Source organism: Bradyrhizobium sp. 172 (genome assembly GCF_023101065.1).
Classification (GTDB): Bacteria; Pseudomonadota; Alphaproteobacteria; order Rhizobiales; family Xanthobacteraceae; genus Bradyrhizobium; species Bradyrhizobium canariense_D.
Genome location: NZ_CP064701.1, coordinates 2,192,222 through 2,211,988 on the forward strand (window position 1 = coordinate 2,192,222; position 19,767 = coordinate 2,211,988).

General features: G+C 63.2%; 14 protein-coding genes. 11 read left to right on the forward strand and 3 right to left on the reverse strand.

The window, feature by feature from the left end:
* From IVB07_RS10410 to IVB07_RS10425, 4 genes are all read left to right on the forward strand, one after another.
* On the forward strand, positions 1–882 hold the full coding sequence (locus IVB07_RS10410) for a branched-chain amino acid ABC transporter permease (RefSeq protein WP_018454358.1): 882 nt from the start codon (positions 1–3) through the stop codon (positions 880–882).
* Positions 879–1,898, forward strand: a complete 1,020-nt coding sequence (locus IVB07_RS10415) for a branched-chain amino acid ABC transporter permease (RefSeq protein WP_026232717.1) — start codon at positions 879–881, stop codon at positions 1,896–1,898. The genes IVB07_RS10410 and IVB07_RS10415 overlap by 4 nt, the downstream gene beginning before the upstream one ends.
* On the forward strand, positions 1,858–2,817 hold the full coding sequence (locus tag IVB07_RS10420) for a polyphosphate kinase 2 family protein (protein WP_018454360.1): 960 nt from the start codon (positions 1,858–1,860) through the stop codon (positions 2,815–2,817). The genes IVB07_RS10415 and IVB07_RS10420 overlap by 41 nt, the downstream gene beginning before the upstream one ends.
* Before the next feature lie 1,040 nt (positions 2,818–3,857).
* Positions 3,858–6,179: a mechanosensitive ion channel domain-containing protein gene (locus IVB07_RS10425; RefSeq protein ID WP_018454361.1), complete on the forward strand. Its 2,322-nt coding sequence runs from the start codon at positions 3,858–3,860 to the stop codon at positions 6,177–6,179.
* 334 nt (positions 6,180–6,513) lie between these two features.
* On the opposite strand, the gene IVB07_RS10430 is transcribed toward IVB07_RS10425, so the two are convergent.
* Both IVB07_RS10430 and IVB07_RS10435 read right to left on the reverse strand, forming a co-directional pair.
* A complete protein-coding gene (locus IVB07_RS10430; RefSeq protein WP_018454362.1) occupies positions 6,514–7,233 on the reverse strand; it encodes a hypothetical protein in 720 nt (239 codons plus the stop codon).
* A 106-nt stretch (positions 7,234–7,339) separates the two neighbouring features.
* Positions 7,340–8,314, reverse strand: coding sequence for a zinc-dependent alcohol dehydrogenase family protein (locus IVB07_RS10435; protein WP_247361229.1), 975 nt, complete (start codon positions 8,312–8,314; stop codon positions 7,340–7,342).
* Positions 8,315–8,440: 126 nt separating this feature from the next.
* On the opposite strand from IVB07_RS10435, the gene IVB07_RS10440 reads away from it, so the two are divergent.
* Entirely contained in the window at positions 8,441–8,914 is a 474-nt protein-coding gene (locus IVB07_RS10440; protein ID WP_018454364.1) for a helix-turn-helix domain-containing protein, read from the forward strand.
* Between the two features lie 316 nt (positions 8,915–9,230).
* Here the strand turns inward: IVB07_RS10440 and IVB07_RS10445 are convergent, their stop codons facing one another.
* Positions 9,231–10,580, reverse strand: a complete 1,350-nt coding sequence (locus IVB07_RS10445) for an IS701 family transposase (RefSeq protein WP_247284244.1) — start codon at positions 10,578–10,580, stop codon at positions 9,231–9,233.
* 170 nt (positions 10,581–10,750) lie between these two features.
* Here IVB07_RS10445 and IVB07_RS10450 point away from each other — a divergent pair, with 170 nt between their 5' ends.
* From IVB07_RS10450 to IVB07_RS10475, 6 genes are all read left to right on the forward strand, one after another.
* Positions 10,751–11,746 carry a tripartite tricarboxylate transporter substrate-binding protein gene (locus IVB07_RS10450; RefSeq protein ID WP_085350245.1) on the forward strand — a complete coding sequence of 332 codons (996 nt, stop codon included), beginning with the start codon at positions 10,751–10,753 and terminating at the stop codon, positions 11,744–11,746.
* Positions 11,747–12,059: 313 nt separating this feature from the next.
* Positions 12,060–13,712, forward strand: coding sequence for an NAD-dependent malic enzyme (locus IVB07_RS10455; RefSeq protein WP_083926483.1), 1,653 nt, complete (start codon positions 12,060–12,062; stop codon positions 13,710–13,712).
* A gap of 261 nt (positions 13,713–13,973) precedes the next feature.
* Positions 13,974–14,366: a BlaI/MecI/CopY family transcriptional regulator gene (locus IVB07_RS10460; protein ID WP_018457458.1), complete on the forward strand. Its 393-nt coding sequence runs from the start codon at positions 13,974–13,976 to the stop codon at positions 14,364–14,366.
* The gene (locus tag IVB07_RS10465; protein ID WP_018457459.1) at positions 14,363–16,879 is read left to right on the forward strand and encodes a M56 family metallopeptidase; all 2,517 of its coding nucleotides are present in this window, start codon (positions 14,363–14,365) and stop codon (positions 16,877–16,879) included. The genes IVB07_RS10460 and IVB07_RS10465 overlap by 4 nt, the downstream gene beginning before the upstream one ends.
* 171 nt (positions 16,880–17,050) lie before the next feature.
* Positions 17,051–18,502, forward strand: a complete 1,452-nt coding sequence (locus IVB07_RS10470) for a DUF1800 family protein (protein ID WP_018457460.1) — start codon at positions 17,051–17,053, stop codon at positions 18,500–18,502.
* Between the two features lie 2 nt (positions 18,503–18,504).
* Complete coding sequence (locus IVB07_RS10475; RefSeq protein WP_247767629.1) at positions 18,505–19,755, forward strand: DUF1501 domain-containing protein; 1,251 nt, start codon at positions 18,505–18,507, stop codon at positions 19,753–19,755.
* Positions 19,756–19,767: the final 12 nt, after the last annotated feature.

A 19,767-nucleotide genomic window follows, 5' to 3' on the forward strand; every position in this document is an offset into this window, starting at 1 on the left:
ATGCAAGCATTTCTGGACATTTTCGACATCTACCTGCTGGAGGCCGTGATCAACGGCATCCTGCTCGGCGGCGTGCTGGCGTTGCTCGCGCTCGGGCTCAATTTGATCTTCGGCGTCATCGACGTGACCTGGATCTGCTACGCAGAGCTGGTGATGATCGGCATGTACGCCATGTACTTCCTGGTGCAGTATTACGGCATCAGCTATTTCGTCGCCGCGCCGCTCACCATCCTGCTGGTCGCGGTGCTCGGCGCGGCGCTGCATTACCTCGTGATCGCGCCGCTGCTCACGGCGCCGCCAATCAACCAGTTGCTGGCGACCGGCGGGGTGCTGTTCGTGCTGCAGAGCTTTGCCACGGTCGCCTTCGGCATCGACTTCCGTAACCTCGGCATCCGCCTGCCGGTGCTCGCCTTCGGCGACATGAATTTCAGCTACGCGCGACTGCTGTCCTTCCTGGCCGCGCTGGTCGGCATGGTCGCGGTCTATCTGTTCATGACGCGGACCTTCACAGGGACCGCGATCCGGGCGATCTCGCAGGACCGGCAGATCATGGCGCTGATGGGCGTCGACACGAAGCGGATCTATCTCATTACCTCTGCGATCGGCGGGGGGCTGGCCGGGCTCGCAGCATGCCTGCTGGTTCTGCAATATGACGTGCATCCCTTCGTCGGCCTGTCGTTCGGCCCGATCACCTTCCTGATCTGCGTGCTCGGGGGCCTCGGCAATTTCATCGGCGGCTTCATCGCCGCCTTCGTGTTCGCCGAGATCATCTCGCTCGGCGGCCTGTTCTCCGATCTCGAATGGGGCTATGTGCTTGCCTTCGCGTTCTTCATCGTCATGATGTTCATCCGGCCCGCGGGCCTGCTCGCGAGGCGCCGATGATGGGGCGGGGACGGCTTGCAGCCTGGGGGATCGGATTGGCGGCGCTGGTCGCGCTGCCTTTCGTCTATCGCGATCCCTATCATCTGCACATCCTGGTGCTGATCCTGATCTGGTCGTTCGCCTATACGTCCTGGTCGATGATGGGGCGGTTCGGCCTCGTCTCGCTCGGCCACGGCGGTTTCATGGGAATCGGCGCGTATGTCACCGCGCTACTCTGGAATCACCTGGGCTGGTCGCCCTGGATCGGCATCCCCATCGGCATGGTCGCGGCCGGCGCGCTGGCGCTGATCGTCGGCTATCCCTGTTTCCGCTTCCGCATCACCGGGCACTATTTCGTGCTGGTGACGCTCGCGCTCTCCGGCATCGTGCTCCAGGTCATTACGGCGACGCGCGACTACACCGGCGGCTCGCTCGGCTACACGCCGAACCGGGCCGCGGGCAACAAGCTCTGGTCGCTGCAATTCGACGACAAGATCACCTGGTACCTGATCGCGCTCGGGGTCTGGCTTTTCGGCATCGTGGTCTGGCACTGGGTCGACCGCAGCATGGCCCGCTATGCGCTGGAGGCGATCTCGGAGGACGAGGACGCCGCGGCCGCCGCCGGCGTCGACGTCACCGCGGAGAAGCTGAAGATCACGCTGCTCAGCGCGCTGATGACGGCATTGGCCGGCGCGCTCTACTGCCAGTACCAGATGTTCATCACGCCTGATACCGTCAGCGGCATCGCGGTGTCGCTCCAGATGGTGTTCGCGGCCATCGTCGGCGGCCTGTTCGTCTCGCTCGGCCCGACCTTCGGCGCTATCATCACGATTATGCTGGCCGAGACCCTGCGCATCGGCTTCGGCACCAAGGCGGTCGGCTGGGACAATCTCGTCTACGGCGTGTTGCTCGTCCTTTTCATCATATTCCTTCCCAAGGGTATCCTTGGTAGCTTGCTCGACCGATTGAAGCCGCAACGCAAGGTGTCCCGCGCTCATGAGCAAGAAGTCGTCCAAATCGCTCGCCCAGGAACTTGACCGCTACATCACGCCGTTCCGCTACGATGGTTCGGGCAAGTTTCATCTCAAGGATCACAAGACCAACGAGAAGGGCGACCTCGACAAGGAGAAGGCCCAGGAGATTCTCGATGCCAACATGAAGCGGCTGATCGCGTTTCAGGAGAAGCTCTACGCCCAGGACCGCTGGTCGGTACTGATCGTGTTCCAGGCGATGGACGCCGGCGGCAAGGATTCCGCGATCAAGGCGATCTTCGAGGGGATCAATCCGCAGGGCTGCGAGGTCAGTGCCTTCAAGGCGCCGAGCAGCAAGGAGCTCGATCACGATTTCCTCTGGCGCCACGTGGTCGCGCTGCCGGAGCGCGGGCATATCGGCATCTTCAACCGCTCCCATTACGAGGAATGCCTGGTGACGCGCGTGCATCCGGAGGTCCTCGCCAAGGAGAAGCTGCCGTCAATGCTCGTCACCAAGAACATCTGGAAGGAGCGGTTCGAGGACATCTGTGCGTGGGAGCGCTATCTCGCGCGCAACGGCACCGTGGTGCTGAAGTTCTTCCTCAACCTGTCCAAAGACGAGCAGCGCGAGCGCTTCCTCGACCGGCTGGAGGATCCGTCCAAGCAGTGGAAGTTCTCCATGGACGACATTAAGGAGCGCGCGCTGTGGCCGCGCTACCAGGCGGTCTATCAGGACATCGTCCGGCACACGGCAACGCCTCATGCGCCGTGGTATGTCGTGCCGGCCGACCACAAATGGTTCGCGCGCGTCGTGATCGGGTCGGCCATCGTCGCGGCGCTCGAAAAGCTCGATCTGCGCTTCCCTCGCGCCGACAAGGCCTCGGCGGGTGAATTCGACGAGGTGCGCAAGGCGCTGGAGAAGGAGGAGAAGGCGGGCAAGAAACAAAAACGCGAAAACAACCCCATGCACAGTAGCCGGGGATAACGAAATCAATGACTTGAAGGTCAGCGCGAGCGCTTGCGGATTTAACGAAATCGTTTGACTCGTCGGGCAAAACAGGGGCATGATGTGATCATCCCCAAATTCCTCAGTACTCGCGTCCACCGGTAGCAGAAGCGTTCTACATTGGCGGGAAGGGCGGCCTCGCAATTCGCCCACTTCTCGCATTTCGCTGCAAGCGAATCCGTCGCAGTCAGATGGAACGCGCCCTCAAATGTGATTTGCGCGCCGTTGATCTTGCTTGACAGTTCTTCGTCACGGGAGGACCATCTCAATGGTCGCAAACAAGCGACGCGCAACGTCCACATCAAGAGCAAGGGGAGGTCTATGACACCACCTCCGCAGATCCAGCCGCGTTAAGTGCGATGGAGCTCGTTCGGACTATCGCATAGCGGCAGAAAACCGCGAACGGCACGCCGGGCCAAGGTTTAGAGGGCTGCATCAGTGTGGCATAGCCCCTACCTGCCCGGCGCTGTATTGTGCATCACATCGATTGCACACCGATCCACGTCGGAGGGCCGTGACGCGGCCGCCGTGCTTTTGACATCGTGCTTCTCTCTTCCTCCTCCTCACGGCCGTCATTCCGGGCCGACTCCCGGAATGACGGAGGGCTGTCGCATATCAGGGCTGTCGCATATGACGTCTCAGCGGCGCCTGAGCGAGCGCCTCGTCCTTCGAGACGCCGCGTTCTGCGGCTCCTCAGGATGAGGCTCAGCTGCATCCATCTGCGTTGAAATGTTGCCGCATATTCATCCCTCATCCTGAGGGCTCGCCGCAGGCGGGCGTCTCGAAGAATGGCCGCGGTTGAGCTTCCAGCCGCGTGCCTGCATTCCGATCGCTGCACGTCCTGCCTTGAGACCGCGGTTCCCGTTTACTGCACCGCGGCAAATGCCAAGAGAATGTCGCCTCATTGGCCAACTTCCGACACAGCGCCCGGGCGAATAGCGTCGATCCGACATGATGCATGTGCTTCGGCGGTGACGGGCCCGACGTCGCCGTCGCATTCATTTTCCCAGGGATCCCTCGTGTCGCATAAGCTTGCCTCCGCGCTTCTCGCCGCGCTCTTGATCGCGATCTCATCTCTCTCCTGCGCCCGCGCCGCGCCGCCGACGAGTAGCGCTGCCGCGTTGTCGCCCGATGAGGCCAAGCGCGCGCTGGAAACGCTGCAGGACGACAAGAAGCGCGCGCAGATGATCGACACGCTGCGCGCGATCGCCAATGCGTCCGGTGCACAGCAGCCCGCGCCCGAGCCAAAATCGCCGATCCCGCTCGCGGCCGACGGCCTCGGTGCGCAGCTCATGCTCACCGTGTCCGAGGAAATCGGCGAGATTTCGCGAGACGTCGCCGATATGGCCAGGACGCTCACGCACTTCCCGGCGTTCTATTACTGGATCGTGCGGACCGCGAACGATCCCGCGGCCTACAATCTCCTGATCGAGATCGCCTGGAAGCTTGCGCTGGTGTTCGGCTGCGCCTTCTGCGCCGAATGGGTGATCTTCCGTCTGATCCGCCGCCCCGTCGTGTTCCTGGAAGGGCGCATGCCGCAAACGGCGCGTCTGCCGGTGCAGGTGTTGCCCATTGCCGATCCGCCGTCATCCGTGGCCGATGTCACCCCGGCGCCCGAACTGCACATGCGCCGCCACAGCCTGGCGCGGGCCTGGCAAATCATGCTGCGGCTGCCGCTCGTGCTGGGACGCTTCCTGCTCGAGCTGCTACCCGTGTTGGTCTTTGTCGGCGTCGCCACGGCGCTGCTCGGCACCGAGATCGGCGGGCCCACCACCGTCCGTCTCGTGATCCTCGCCGTCGTCAACGCCTATGCGTTCTCGCGCGGGCTCTTCTGTGTGGTCCGTGTGCTGGCGGGACCGTTCGGCTTGTTTCCGGTCAAGGCCGAAACCGCCGCCTATATCGAGATCTGGGCGCGCCGTATCGTCGGTGTCGGCGTCTCCGGCATCGCCTTTGCGAATGTCGCGCTGCTGCTCGGCCTGCATCGCGGCGGCTACGCCGCGCTCCTGCGCATGGTGATGCTGGTCGTGCATCTCTTCATCGTCGTCATCATCCTGCAATGCCGCCGCCAGGTCGCCGAAGCGATCCGCGCGCCGGCCGACCGGCAGGGGATCGCGGCGCGACTGCGCAACCGCATCGCGGGCGGCTGGCACTATCTCGCCATCGCGCTCGACCTTGCGCTGTGGGCCGTGTGGGCGCTGAACATTCGCAACGGCTATTCGTTGCTGCTGCAATATTTCGTCGGCACCATCGCGGTGGCGCTGATCACGCGTGTCGCCATCATGCTGACGCTGGGCCTGATCGACCGCGGCTTCCGCATCAAGCCCGAGATCCTCCAGCGCTTTCCGGGCCTCGAGATCCGCGCCAACCGCTACCTGCCGCTGCTGCGCAAGATCGTATCCGGCGTGATCGCCTTCATCGGCCTGGTGGCCGTGCTCGAAGTCTGGGGCGTCGACGCCATCGTATGGTTTTATGGGGGCCAGATCGGCAGCCGGCTGATCTCGGCGGTGGTGACGATCGGACTTGCCGTGTTCATCGCAGCTGCGATCTGGGAAGCCAGCAACGCGCTGCTGGACCGCCAGATCAATACGCTGTCGCGCGATGGGCACTATGCCCGGGCCGCGCGGCTGCGGACCTTTCAGCCGATGCTGCGCACGGCCTTGCTGTGCGTGATCGCCACTGTCGTCGGGCTCACGGCGCTCAGCGAGATCGGCGTCAACGTCGCGCCGCTGCTGGCGGGCGCCGGCATCGTCGGCATCGCCATCGGCTTCGGCTCGCAGAAGCTGGTGCAGGATCTCATCACCGGCCTGTTCCTGCTGCTGGAGAACACCGTCCAGGTCGGCGACAGCGTCAGCGTGTCCGGGCTATCGGGCGTGGTCGAGAACGTCTCGATCCGCACGATCAGGCTTCGTGCCGGCGACGGTGCCGTGCACATCGTGCCGTTCAGCGCGGTCACGACTATCACCAATGCCAGCCGCGGCGCCGGCAATGCGTCCGTCAGCGTCAACGTCGCCTACAAGGAGGATACCGACCGCGCCGGCCAGATCCTCAAGGACATCGTCGACGAGATGCGCCGCGAGGTGGAATTCCGCAGTCTGATCCGCGGCGATCTCGAGCTCTGGGGCATCGACAAGGTCGACGGCGCCATGGTGTCGATCGTCGGCCAGATCCGCTGCACCGAGGCCGGCCGCTGGCCGGTGCAGCGCGAATTCAACCGCCGCATGAAGCAGCGTTTCCAGCACAACGGCATCGAGGTCGCATCCGCCACCCAGACCATCCTGATGCACATCGCGCCGCCGGCTGATGGCGCCGCTCATCTGACGCCAAGGCGAGCGGTCGGCTAGAGAGTCTGTCCATAAACGTCGGCTTGCCAATCGAAAGCGGAAGTGTCCGACCTTACGTGTGATCGGCGGCTCGTGATCCAAACCGGAAGTCGGCATGCCAACGATAACTCAGAACAGAGGAGGTGGCGCCTTTTGGCCCCGCCTTGCCCTTAAGTTCGTTTGTGTCCACGCCATGAACGTACTCGCGCGTGTCCTTCAAACGTTTTTCTTGGATGTACGCGCTCCTCAAGTCGATTGTGTCTACCCCAATCGCCGATGACACCCACGGCGCGCGCCATGGGGCAGTCGGGGGGTACCCATTTGCTTGCGTGCTTCCTGCCGTCTGAATGCTTTTTTAAGTCAAAGCAATTGCAGAGATATCGATACCGACGAGGACAGATTCGGTATTTATACTTCCGTCCGGGTTTCTCCTGAACGCGCGCCGTTTGGTTGGCATCATAATCCCTTGAATGTTCTTGTACTCGGACATGTAGTGCGCGGCTGGAGCACCACCTGCCACGAGTGTGGTATAATCCAAACGAGCGATGAGCCCGTTTTCATCGACGTGGAATATCTGGTCCGGACAGTGAGTTCCAACCTTCTCGGGAAAAGTGATCTTGAGCCGCCGGCGTACCGTGCCTTGGTCGGTCGCCGGGTCTATCTCTTCCGCTTTGGCACTCTCAGTGACAAACATAAATGGAGTATTCAGATAATTCCAAAGTGCATACCCGGTAAAGTAAGCCAGATGCAGCCTATCCCACGTCGTCTGAAGAGTATGTCCTTCAAACGCATTTCTTGGATGTACGCGCTCCTCGATAAGCTTCCCGTCGATTGTCTCTAGCCGAACACGATCCGGTTCGTAGATGCTTTGCACGCCTTCTTCGGTAAAGTGCGTAAAGCAAGTTCGCTGTTCTTTCGTTTGCGCCTTCAATTGAACATTTTCGAAGACACCATCCCATCCCTTTCTAGTCCAGTGCGAACCATGCATCGAGAGGTTCACGTCGATCGCGTTGAATTTTCGCCATCGTTCAAGAGTTCCGTGAGACTCAAGCACCAGATCTAAAAGAGCAGTCATGTGTCCTCCGGTTCGCCCTATTGGAATTAGGGCCATCGCTTTCGATATCGCACTAGCTGCGGTTTCAGGCGCTTAGAATTCAGGGCGCCTGACCGTTGATCATCCATTAGTTGGGTTTCAGAAGGACTTTCCCGCCTTTTTGCGCATGCGCCATGGCCTGAGTTGCCTGCTCGAGCGAATAAACGCCGGCGACCGGAACGTGCAGTTTGCCTTCGGCGATCAGTCGCTCGGCTGTCCGCGTATGAGCCGCAAGCTTTTCGTGTGCATCTCGAAAGCGCGGAAATCCCAGCCAAAACCCTTCCAGGGTCATCTGCTTGAAAATGATGTTCAGAGGACTCATGGCCGCGGGCTTTCCGCTGACGCCGCCATAGACGACCATCTTGGTGTTCGACGCGAGGCAAGACGCTACCGAGTGCGAGGACTCGCCACCCACGCCGTCGATGCCCAGCTTGATTTTAGCCTTGCCGGTCGCCGCTGCGACCTGCTTCACAACGTCGGGTCCATCGACAAGGACGACGTCAGCTCCGGCTGACTTCAGCTCATCCACCAGCTCGGGTCTGCGCACGAGGCTTACCGAGCGCAGTCCGAACTCCTTTGCAAACGCAATGACGCTGCGTCCCACACCGGAATTGCCGGCGTTCTGGATGACCCAGTCGTCCTTGCCGAGTTCGACATACTCGGTTAGGAGCAATGCCGCTGTGAGCGGATTGATCCGAAGCATTGACATCTGTTGGGGATCGGCTTGCTCAGACAAGACGATGAGATCGGTGGCCGGCACCGTGATGGCCTGTCTCCACACGGGAAGCCCGATCGGAATGGCCACACGATCGCCAGTCCTTACATTTTTAACCGAGGCTCCTAAGGCGACAACGCGGCCAATAGCTTCGTTCCCGAGCGGCGCGGGCGGCTGCGGCCTGATCGCATACATGCCACGGATCATCAGAAGTTCAGCAAGTCCGATCGCTGAGTATTCGACCGCGACCGTGGCTTCATTTGCTGCCGGCGGTGGGGGTGGATCGCTTTCGACAACTTCAACCACCTCGGTGGGTTTGCCAAACTTAGACATTTGCAGAAACTTCATTGTCCCCTCCGCGAGAGCTGTATGGCTCATTCCGCCAAGTAATCTTACGGTTCCCTGACCGCTCGACGCCAAACCATGCTAAGTTCATATAACGAACTGTCATTAACGTCAACCTGTGTATGAAAAATGAACTCAGAAAAAGCGCATTCGCCCGAGCTGGATCTTCGCTTGATGTTGGAGCTAAAAAACAACTGCTCCATCAAGCGAACGCTCGAGATTGTTGGTGAAACCTGGACCTTGTTGATCTTGCGCGAGGCCTCATGGGGGGTTCGCCGCTTCCAGGACTTTCAAACGTTTTTGGGCATACCAAGAGCGGTGCTGTCTGAGCGCCTGGAAAAACTTGTTGAGTACGGAATCTTTGAAAAAACTCCTTACAAGGAGCCGGGGGCGCGAAAGCGCTATCAATACGAACCCACCAAAGCCGGCATCAAGCTATTGCCTGTGCTGATGGCATTGAGCCAATGGGGAGATGAGCATCTCGGCAAAGGATCTGCCCGCATGATCGACAAAGCGACTCGGGAAGAAGTGTTTCTGAAGGTCGTCAGCAAAAACGGCGACCATGTCCCAGTGGAGCGGGTGCGACCAGTAGTGCGGAGGTAATCACACGTTTGTGGTCAATAATGTTGATCGGCTTGCTGAAAGTAAGAAAGAAGTTCTTGAGCGATTGAGCAGGCGGGGTCCCATCGTGCGATTTGCCGAGCCTGCGGATCATCGGTCGGACACGCGCCAATGAAGCACTAACGCCAGCTGAGCGGGCCCCACGCGATTTCCACACATGGCCCAACTCGGACCTAGGGTGAGGTGCGCCAACGCGGCCGGTATCGGAGGCAGAGTGGACCTCAGACGAAGTGCAGCGCGAGTTTATGAGTACATGTCCTAACACTACTTTGGCAGAATGTGTTTTCGCCGCTGTTTTTCAAGGATTTGCTTTCGGCAATATGGGCACTGCTGGGGCGGCGGCCGAAGGATGAGATCGACGATGGCGTGACGTACGGCGGGCATAGTCGGTTGAGGCGGAGGCCCGTTGATTCTTTTTTTTTCGCCCCGCGTTTGCGAGGCGACGATGTTGCAGGAAGGCGTAGGCAATCATTGTCATAAGGGCGTGGCGATGAAGACCTTGCCATGATCGCCCTTCGAAGTGATCAAGTCCAAGTTCCTCCTTCAACTGTTGATGCGCCTGCTCACAAATCCACCGTGCCTTGATGGTGGCGGCCAGCGTGCGCAGATCCGTCGTCGCCGGAAGATTGGCGAGATAGTATTTCTTCTCCCCGGAGGCACGTTGCTCGCCAATGAGCCAGGCTTCGTCGCCTGGGAGATGCTGCTGACCTTTATCCCATATCCGCTGCGGAGGGCCGTCGGCGGTGCGGACACGGAGAGCAGCAAATCGGGCTTTGAGCCGACCTTTCGTCCCGCTGCGCCAACTCACGGTTTTCCATTTGGCGCTGGCCAGCATTTGTTCTGCCGCAATCGATAAGATATCGGGCACGTGGTGCTTTCGTGGTTTGCCACGGGCTTTGGTGATCGGCCAAATGAGCTTCACATCGACCGGATACACTTTCTGGTGCCGAGGGATACCGACCGCCCAGGCCAGCCCGCGCTCTGTTAGCCCTTGTCGAAACGGCGCGCTGAGGCCGTATCCTGCATCCGCCAGCACACATCCAAAGCGTATGTTGGCTGCCATCGCGCGGTCAATCTCGGCCAAAGCGATCTCCGGCTTGGACCGCGGCGTTCGGTGTTCGACTGGCACGCGAGCGCGCTTCAAGCGAGGCATGTCGCTTGTCCAGCTGTCAGGCAGAAAGAGACGTAACGCGACCATCACGGGCACTTCCCCGCGCGCAAGCGTTAAAGACACCAGCGTTTGGCAATTTGCAGTTTTACCGAGAGCCGACGCGTATTGAGCCGCAACACCGACCGATCGCTCACCCTTTTTCGGCAGTGAGGTGTCATCAATAACCAGCACCGCATCCCTGCCGCCGACAAGTCGGTCCGCCTGGTTGAGCAGCTCTGTCTCTAGCGGCGTCGCGTTCCAGACGCCGTCCGCAATGAAATGGTGCAACTGGTCGTAGTTGCTCGTGGCAAGGCGTTCCGCCATCGGCTGAACGCTCTTGCGATCGCCAGGACCGATCAATCCCGCAACATATAGAGGACACATCCGCTGTCGGGTCTTATGACCCAGCCGGTCCAAGAACGGCATCAGCCAGCGTTCGAGTTCGTCTTCCCATCCCGGCATGGTCAGCCCTCCAAGAGCCGACCACCCATGAATCATTGAACAATTGATTCGGGAATCCTATAAATCGCGGCAAAATCAACAATCTGCCAAAGTAGTGCTAAGCTGTCCGACATCATTTTCAGCTTGCCTCGGCCCGCGCCGCAGCGTTCACTCCGGCTCCAGCCTGCTGACAACATGCGGGCGACAAAAAGCGTGGGGGGAGACTGATGCGGGGGCTGTGGGCCGGATTGCATAATCATGCGATCGTCATTGCTGGGCTGATCGCCTATGGGTTGATCGCGCCGCTAAGCGCCCAGCCGTTTCCGTCGCGGCCGATCACCCTCGTGGTGCCGTTCGCGGCGGGCGGTCCGACCGATACGCTGGCGCGCATCCTGTCCGAACGCATCGCCGCTGAATTGCACACGTCGATCGTGGTGGAGAACATCGCCGGCGCCTCCGGCAGCATCGCCGGCGCCCGCGTCGCGCGCGCAACGCCTGATGGCACCACGATCACGATCGGCCATTGGGGCACGCATGTGCTCAACGGCGCGATCTTCAAGCTGCCATACGACGTGATCGCCGATTTCGAGCCGGTCGCGACGATCGCGATGGGCACGCAGCTCATCGTCGGCCGGAAGACGCTCGAAGCCAACACTCTGAAAGAGATGATCGCGTGGCTGAAGGCCAACCCCGGCAAGGTGACTGCCGGCACGGCCGGCGCCGGCACGGGGGCCCACGTCGCCGGTGTCTTCTTCAAGGAGAGGACCGGCACCGACTTCCAGTTCGTGCCGTATCGCGGCGCGGGGCCCGCCATGATCGACCTCGTGGCCGGGCAGATCGACATCATGTTCGATCAGGCCTCGAACTCGCTGCCGCACTACAAGAACGGTGCGATCAAGGCGTTCGCGGTGACGTCGCCGACGCGGCTCGCCTCCGCGCCCGATATCCCGACGGTCGACGAGGCGGGGTTGCCCGGTCTCTACATCTCCTACTGGCACGGCATCTGGGCACCGAAGAACACGCCGAAGGAGATCGTCACAAAGCTCAACGCGGCCATTGTCACCGTGCTTGCCGATCCCACCGTCAAGCAGCGGTTTGGCGAATTGGGGCAGGAGATTCCTCCGCCCGATCAGCAGACGCCCGCAGCGCTCGGAGCCTTCCAGAAGGCCGAGACCGAGAAATGGTGGCCGATCGTGAAGGCCGCCGACATCAAGGCGGAATAATACCACTGCCTCATCCTGAGGAGCCCGCGGAGCGGGTGTCTCGAAGGATGCGCCGCAAGCGAGAGCAGGGCCTGCGTGGTTCGCCCGGCGATGCAAAGCATCGTCCGGAGACGCGCGTTCCGCGCTCCTCACCATGAGGAGAACGACAGCCTCGCGGCGTTAACCTTTTCGTGCGCACGACGACCGGTCTGTCACCAAAACCTCGCTGCGGTGCGGGATCACAATGCTTGCCGCAGTTTTCTGCGTCCTTGATCTCAGGTGAGTGCTGGCCGACAATGCTCGCCCTTCAATAAGAAACTCCCTGGGGGAATTCGTGAATAGACCTGCTCGGGTCAGCGCCCATTCGACATCGTCCGATTCCGTGCACGGCATGGCGCTGCTGCGCGATCCCCTGCTCAACAAGGGCACCGCCTTCTCCGCGCAGGAGCGCGACGATCTCGGCCTGCGCGGCCTGCTGCCGCCTTGCGTGCTGACGATGGAGACCCAGGTCGAGCGCGTGCTGGTCAATCTGCGCACGCTGCCGACCGATCTCGAGAAATATGTCGCGCTGAATGCCTTGCACGACCGCAACGAGGCGCTGTTCTTCCGCGTCGTCGTCGACAATATCGACGAGATTCAACCGATCATCTACACGCCGACGGTCGGGCTCGCCTGCCAGAAATACGGCCTGATTTTCCAGCGGCCACGCGGCATGTTCATCTCCTCGCGCGATCGCGGCCAGATCGCCGAGATCCTGAAGAACTGGCCCTATCCGGCCAAGCTGATCGTCGTCACCGATGGCGAGCGCATCCTCGGCCTCGGCGATCTCGGCGCCAACGGAATGGGCATTCCGGTCGGAAAGCTCTCGCTCTATTCGGCCTGCGCCGGCGTGCATCCCGAAACGTGCCTGCCGATCGTGCTCGACGTCGGCACCAACAACGAAGAGCTCCTGAAGGACCCGTATTATCTCGGCCTGCGCGAGCGGCGGCTCACGGGCGAGGCCTATGACAGCTTCGTCGACGAGTTCATGGTCGCCGCGCGAAAGACCTTTCCGGGTGTGCTGATCCAGTTCGAGGATTTCGCCAACCACTCGGCGTTCAAGCTGCTGCACAAATACCGCGATGAGGCCTGCGTCTTCAACGACGACATCCAGGGCACGGCTGCGGTGGCGCTCGCCGGCCTGTTTTCGGCGCTGCGCGTCAACGGCGGCAAGCTGAAGGACCAGCGCATCCTGTTCCTCGGCGCCGGCGAGGCCGCGACCGGCATCGCCGATCTCGTGACGTCCGCGATGATGGCGGAAGGTGCCTCTGAAGCCGAGGCGCTTCGGCGCAACTGGCTGGTGGATTCCCGCGGCCTCGTCGTTGGCGCCCGCCAAGGCCTGTCCGGTCACAAGCTCCGTTATGCCCATGCCGGTCAGGCGCCGATCGCCGATTTCCTCACCGCGATCAGGACGCTGAAGCCGACCGCCATCATCGGTGTTGCCGCGGTCGGTGGCGCCTTCACGCCCGACGTGCTCAAGGCGATGGCCGAGCTCAACGAGCAGCCGATCGTGTTCGCGCTCTCCAATCCGACTTCGAAGGCCGAATGTTCGGCGGAGGACGCCTACCGCTACACCGGAGGCCGCGCGCTGTTTGCCTGCGGCAGTCCGTATGACCCCGTCAAGCTCAACGGCCGAACCTTCGTGCCGCGCCAGGGCAACAACTCCTACATCTTCCCGGGCGTCGGCCTCGGCGTCATCGCCAGCCGCTCGCGGCTGGTCACGGACGAGATGTTCATGGCGGCCGCCCATACGCTCGCCGATTGCGTCGGCAAGGACGATCTCGCGCAAGGCAGCCTCTACCCGGCGCTGCCACGCATCCGCGAAGTCTCGGTGCGTATCGCCGCCGCCGTCGCCGATGTCGCCTTTCAGCGCGGGCTCGCGGACGGACCCGCGCCGAACGACGTGAAGGGACTGGTTCAGTCCCAGATGTACGAGCCGCAGTACTGAGGCCTCCGCCTCGTCATGGCCGGGCATAGCCGTCCGAAGGACGGCGTCGCTTCCGCTCGCCTATGTCCCGGCGATCCACGCCTCGCCGGATGGTACGAAGAACGTGGATGCCCCGGACAAGCCCGGGCCCGACGACCGCTTGAAGCAAGCCACGTTAGGTCAGCACAGCGATACCATTTCAGGTAGAAACCCGGTTGCGCGGCGCGGCCGTATATGCGACGCTCTGTAGCGTTACAAGAAATTCAATCAAGGTAAGCCGCCATGGACGATCGTTTGCCCGAACTGGGCGACCTCGAGCACGAGGTCATGCAACTGGTTTGGGCCCATGGTCCTGTGACGGCCGAAATTGTGCGCGAGAAGCTGTCGCGTCGGCTGAAGGAATCGACAGTCCGCACGGTGCTGCGCCGGCTGGAAGAAAAGGGCTATGCTCGGCACACGGTGGACGGACGCACCTATGTCTACCACGCAGCCGAAGAGCGCGCGCGGGTTGCGGCCAAGGCGGTGCAGCGCATCGTCGACTGGTTCTGCAACGGCTCGATGGAGGAGGTCCTCGTCGGCATGGTCGACAATGCGATGCTCGATCAGCAGCAGTTGCGCACACTGGCCGACCAGGTGGCCAAGGCGAAGAAGGCGAGGGGAGTGAAGAAAGAATGATCGCAACTCTGGCGGAGGCGGCGCTGCGCTCCCTTGTGCTGGGAGGCGTCGTCTGGTTCGGCCTCAACCTGTTTCGCGTGCGCAATCCGCACGTCCACATGACGGCGTGGGTCGTCGTGCTGCTGGCGTCGCTGGCGATGCCGTTCGTGATGCATTGGCCGACGGTCACGATCACCCGGCTGCCATCGCCGGTATCGGTGCCGGCTGATGTCATGCCAGTTGATATCTCGACGTTCGAGATGCCGCAGCCCATGCAGCCGATGACGCCCGGCGCGGCGATTCCGCCGTCGAAGAACGGCGTCTCAATCAATTGGTGGCTGATCGCTACCGTCATCCATGCCGGCGTCGCCAGCCTGTTGCTGCTGCGGCTGGCCATCGGCCTCTGTCTGACCTGGCGCCTCGCGCGCGCGGCAAGGCCGATCAACGGTCCGCGCATGGTCGACGCCGATGTGCGCGTCAGCCGCGACGTCGGCGGTCCCGTCACGTTTGGCTCGACCATTCTGGTGCCGCCGCAATTTTCCGGCTGGGACGCCAAGAAGCGCCTCGCGGTGCTCGCGCATGAGGGCGCGCATGTCGCCAACCGCGATTTCTATATACTCCTGCTCGCCTCCCTCAATCGCGCGGTGTTCTGGTTCAGCCCGTTCTCGTGGTGGCAGCTCGCGCGTCTGGCCGAACTTGCCGAGATCATCAGCGACGCCGAGGCCATCGAGGTGATCGACGACCGGCTGTCCTATGCGGAAATCCTGCTTGATTTTGCAAGCACGGTAAACCCGCGGCCGGTCGAGCTCGCGATGGCGCGGGCCTCGACCGTGCGCGCCCGCGTCGAGCGCATCATCGCGGCCGCCGCGATGCCCGTCGCGGTCGGCTGGCGCAAGCGGGCGTGGATCGCGGCTGCGATCGTCCCGGCCGTGATCGTGTCCGCCGGCATGATCGCCTATCGCACGCCGGAGCCTGCGCCGCTCGCCGCGGATAGTGGAGAGGTGCCGGCCCAGCATTACCGCCCCTTCGTCAATTTCTACGCCATGGGTCCGACCTCGGTGTTCGCGATCTTCCGCGACGGCGACGAGGTCTACGGCCAGCTCACCGGGCAGCGCAAATTGCGCCTGACGGTCGGCACTGACGGCATCGCATCCTACCCCGCCTCGTCCGGTGAGATCACGTTCCCGCTCGATGCGGAGCGCCGCTCCGCCGAGCTGATGCTGCGCATGAATGGACGCGACATCCGCGCACTTCTCGTTGCCGAGATGCCGACGGCGGCCACCGATTCCGGATCACTCGATCAATATGTGGGCTGGTACAGGATCGCACCGAACCGCGTGCTCACGGTGGACCGCGACGGGGATCGGCTCCAGGTGCAGGAAACCGTACAGGGCCGGGCTGCGCTCCTCGCTGAGGGGGCCGACGCCTTCTCGATCCGTGGCGACAATCTGCTGGTTTTCCTGCGCGACGAGCAGGCCAGGGTCTCGCGCGTGCTGGTCCAGAACGCGGTGTTCGGCGCCCGCCTCGCACCGCGGATCGATGCGGCCGCGGCGCAGGCGATCGAGGCCGACTTCGCGCGTCGCGTTGCGGAAGTCCCCGATCGTTTCCGCGAGCAGGTCCCGGTCGCCGGCGGCAAGGAGATGATCCTGCGCGGGATCGAGGATCTGCGCAGCGGCACGCCGAACTACGACCGGATGAGCGCACCGCTCGCCGCCAAGGTCCACCGCCAGGTCGACGAGTTGCACGCGACCTTCGTCGCCCTCGGTCCGGTGGAGTCGCTGTTCTTCCGCGGCGTCGGACCGGGCGGCTACGACATCTATGGTGCGAAATTCGAGAACGGCACGGCGGAATTCCGCCTGCTGCTCGAGCCAGACGGCAAGGCCGGCGACGTCATCTTCCGGGCCGACGGCAATGATGAGCTCGGCGGCATCGTCACGTGCGCCGAGGAGGCGAATGTGCGCGGCCGCGCCGGCACTTCGCCGATCCGGATCATGGTCTACAACGAGATGGGCGAGGACATCCGCGTCTTCAATCTCGATGCCGACGGCAATCGCAAGGCCCAGAGCGTGGTCCGGCCCAACATGAGCTGGGCGGCCACGACCACGGTGAACAATCCCTGGGTGATCGCCGACAAGTCCGGACGGTGCCTCGAGGTGCTGATGCCGGGTCGGCAGACGCGCTTCCACAATGTCGAGGCTTCCAACATGGGCGCGAAGCCGGGGCGCGCCGCCCGCCGCGCCGTTCCGATCGCCAATGGCGAGGATATGCTGCGCCGCTATATCGCTGATGTCGGCAAGGGCCAGCCGGACTACGAGCACATGACGTCGGAAGTCGCCGACATCACGCGGCAGCAGCTTCCGTTCGACCAGGCGATCCTGGCGAAGCTCGGCGCGCTGCGTGCGGTCTCGTTCCGCGGCGTCACCGCGCTCGACAGCGACATCTACATCGCCCAGTTCGCCAACGGCTCGGCGGAATGGCGGATCGGCGTCAGGAACGGCACGATCACCAAGATCGCGCTCGGGCCGAATTTCTAGGAGCGTTGCGGCCGTCCATCAGTCACGCCGGATGGGCGGCTCGCGATATCGGACGGGACAGCGCAATCTCTGCTTGCGGGCCAGCACCGCAAATGCTACGATATGTAGCATTACGGTTCGTAGCCTTGCGCGGCGTGCCGCTGGCAGGCTCGAGAAAATCAGGCGTTCGCGATGACCAATTCCGCAAAGGCCGAAGCTGTGCTGGCGCTTCATCGCTTCGGGATGGGGCCGCGACCGGGATCGATCGCCGCCGTCGGCACCGACCCGCGCGGCGCACTGATCGCCGATCTCGACCGGCCGCTCACGCTGACCGCCGCCGCCGTCCTTCCCACCAGCGCAAAGGCCTATCGCACCGTTGCCGACGCCAATGCGCGGCGCGCGGCTAGGGCCAAGCAGGCGCAGCAGCAGGCCAAGAGGCAGCAGACGGCGTCCGCGCCGACAATGTCGGAAGACCAGACGCAAGGGCAGGGTGCGGACAAGGACGCCGCCGAGATGGCGGCCAAGCAGGCGGCCGAGGCCGTGCCCGATCCCGGGCGTCCGATCTATTTGCAGGAAGCCAAGCTGCGCACGGAAGCCGCGCTTGCCGCCGAGATCGGCTTCGCCGAGCGGCTGGTGTGGTTCTGGTCCAACCATTTCTGCATCTCGGCCAACAAGATCCAGAGCATGTCCGGCGCCTATGAGCGCGAAGCCGTTCGCGCCAATATGCTCGGCCGCTTCGTCGATCTCCTGTTGGCCGTCGAGGGCCATCCGGCGATGCTGTTCTATCTCGACAATCTCGGCTCGATGGGTGCGAACTCGATCGCCGGCATCAACCGCAGCCGCGGCCTCAACGAGAACATCGCGCGCGAGATCATGGAGCTGCATACGCTCGGCGTGCGCGCCGGCTACACCCAGGACGACGTCATCAGCTTCGCCAATGTGTTGACGGGATGGACGCTGGTGCCGCCCGGCGACAATCCCGAGCACGGTGGCGAGTTCACCTTCAATCCGCGGCTGCACGAGCCCGGCGGGCAAACCGTGCTCGGCAAGCGCTACGAGCAGGAGGATGCCGAGCAGGGCCGCGCGGTGCTGCGCGATCTCGCCGCGCATCCGGCGACCGCAACCCATATCGCGACCAAGCTCGCGCGCCATTTCGTCGCCGACGAGCCGCCGCCTGTGCTGATCGAGCAGATGGCGAAGACTTTTCGCGACACCGAGGGCGATCTTAAGCAGGTCGCGATCGCGATGGTGTCCTCGGACGAGGCCTGGCGCGGGCCGCCGTCGAAGCTCAAGCGTCCCAGCGAGTGGGGCGTTGGCATGGTGCGCGCGACCGGCGCCACGACGGTCGATCCAGTCCGCTTCACCGGCGGGCTGGAGCTGCTCGGCGAGGCGCTGTGGCGTCCATCCGCGCCCAAGGGCTATCCGGACGACGAGGCGAGCTGGATCGACGGCGTCGGCCGGCGGCTCGACATCGCCAACAATTTTGCCGAGCGCCTCGCCGGTACGGCTGATCCGCAGGCGATCATCGAGGACGTCTTCGCATCGGAGATATCACCCGAGGTGAAGCAGGCCGTCGGCCGCGCCGAGAGCCGGCAGCAGGCGCTCGCGCTGTTGTTCATGTCGGCGGATTTCCAGAGGAGGTGACCATGGGCTTTGACCATCATCTGCCCACGCGGCGCGAGCTTCTGGTCGGCTCCGGCGCGCTGTTCACGTGGAGCCAGATGCCGCGGATCGCGCGTGCCGAAGGGCGCGATCCGCGCCTGCTGGTCATTGTGCTGCGCGGTGCGCTCGACGGCCTTGGCGCGGTTGCGCCGGTCGGCGATCCCGACTGGATCTCCTTGCGCGGCGATCGTGCGCTGGTGCTGGACGGCAAGCCGCCCGCGCTGCCGCTCGATGCCTTCTTCGCGCTCAATCCGGCGATGCCGAATCTGCATCGGCTCTACAAGAGCGGCAAGGTTGCGATCGTCCATGCCGCCGCGACGCCCTATCGCGAGCGTTCGCATTTCGACGGCCAGGACGTGCTGGAAAGCGGGCTCGTCAAGCCGGGCATGACCAGCTCGGGATGGCTCAACCGCGCGCTGCTCGCGCTGGAATCCAGCGGGCGTGTCGACCCGCGCGGCAGCCGCGCGCTCGGCATCGGCTCCGTGACGCCGCTGGTGGTGCGCGGTTCGGCGCCCGTCATGACATGGGTGCCGCAGAGATTGTTGCCGGCGAGCGAGGACACGCAGAACCGCCTGCTCGATCTCTACCAGCACACCGATCCGAAGCTTGCGACCGTGCTCCAGGCCCGCATGAGGCTCGCTTCGCTCGGCGGCGCACCAGGCGCGGGCGATCCGATGTCCGACGATCCGACCTTGCCGCCGCCCGGCATCGCGCGCGTGCGCGCCTATTTCGCCGAAGCCGCCGGCACGGCCGCGCGCTATCTCGCCAAGCCTGACGGCCCGCGTGTCGGCGCCATGGGCTTCGTCGGCTGGGATACGCACATCGCCGAGGGCGTGGCCTCGGGCCAGCTCTACAATCTGCTCGGTGCTCTCGACGGCGCCTTTGCCGCGATCGAGAGCAATATGGGCGAAGCGTGGCGCGAAACAGTCGTGGCCGTCGTCACCGAGTTCGGGCGAACCGCGCGCATCAACGGTACGCAGGGTACCGACCACGGCACGGGCACGGTCGCTTTCCTGATCGGCGGCGGGCTCAACGGTGGTCGCGTGATCGCGGACTGGCCCGGTCTGAAGCCGGCGCAACTCTTCGAGGATCGCGATCTCAAGCCGACCACGGATTTGCGCGCGGTGCTGAAAGGCCTGCTGAGGGATCATCTGCGCGTCGAGGAGAAGGTGCTCGCAGAAGCCGTCTTCCCGGGCAGCGCCGACGTCAAACCGATGGGAGGCCTCGTCGGCTGACGACGCGGCTCT

Coding starts and splice junctions, on each gene's coding strand:
- IVB07_RS10410 (WP_018454358.1), top strand. CDS start 1: ATGCAAGCATTTCTGGACATTTTCGACATCTACCTGCTGGAGGCCGTG.
- IVB07_RS10475 (WP_247767629.1), top strand. CDS start 18,505: ATGGGCTTTGACCATCATCTGCCCACGCGGCGCGAGCTTCTGGTCGGC.
- IVB07_RS10465 (WP_018457459.1), top strand. CDS start 14,363: ATGATCGCAACTCTGGCGGAGGCGGCGCTGCGCTCCCTTGTGCTGGGA.
- IVB07_RS10440 (WP_018454364.1), top strand. CDS start 8,441: ATGAACTCAGAAAAAGCGCATTCGCCCGAGCTGGATCTTCGCTTGATG.
- IVB07_RS10435 (WP_247361229.1), bottom strand. CDS start 8,314: ATGAAGTTTCTGCAAATGTCTAAGTTTGGCAAACCCACCGAGGTGGTT.
- IVB07_RS10430 (WP_018454362.1), bottom strand. CDS start 7,233: ATGACTGCTCTTTTAGATCTGGTGCTTGAGTCTCACGGAACTCTTGAA.
- IVB07_RS10415 (WP_026232717.1), top strand. CDS start 879: ATGATGGGGCGGGGACGGCTTGCAGCCTGGGGGATCGGATTGGCGGCG.
- IVB07_RS10420 (WP_018454360.1), top strand. CDS start 1,858: ATGAGCAAGAAGTCGTCCAAATCGCTCGCCCAGGAACTTGACCGCTAC.
- IVB07_RS10445 (WP_247284244.1), bottom strand. CDS start 10,580: ATGATTCATGGGTGGTCGGCTCTTGGAGGGCTGACCATGCCGGGATGG.
- IVB07_RS10470 (WP_018457460.1), top strand. CDS start 17,051: ATGACCAATTCCGCAAAGGCCGAAGCTGTGCTGGCGCTTCATCGCTTC.
- IVB07_RS10450 (WP_085350245.1), top strand. CDS start 10,751: ATGCGGGGGCTGTGGGCCGGATTGCATAATCATGCGATCGTCATTGCT.
- IVB07_RS10460 (WP_018457458.1), top strand. CDS start 13,974: ATGGACGATCGTTTGCCCGAACTGGGCGACCTCGAGCACGAGGTCATG.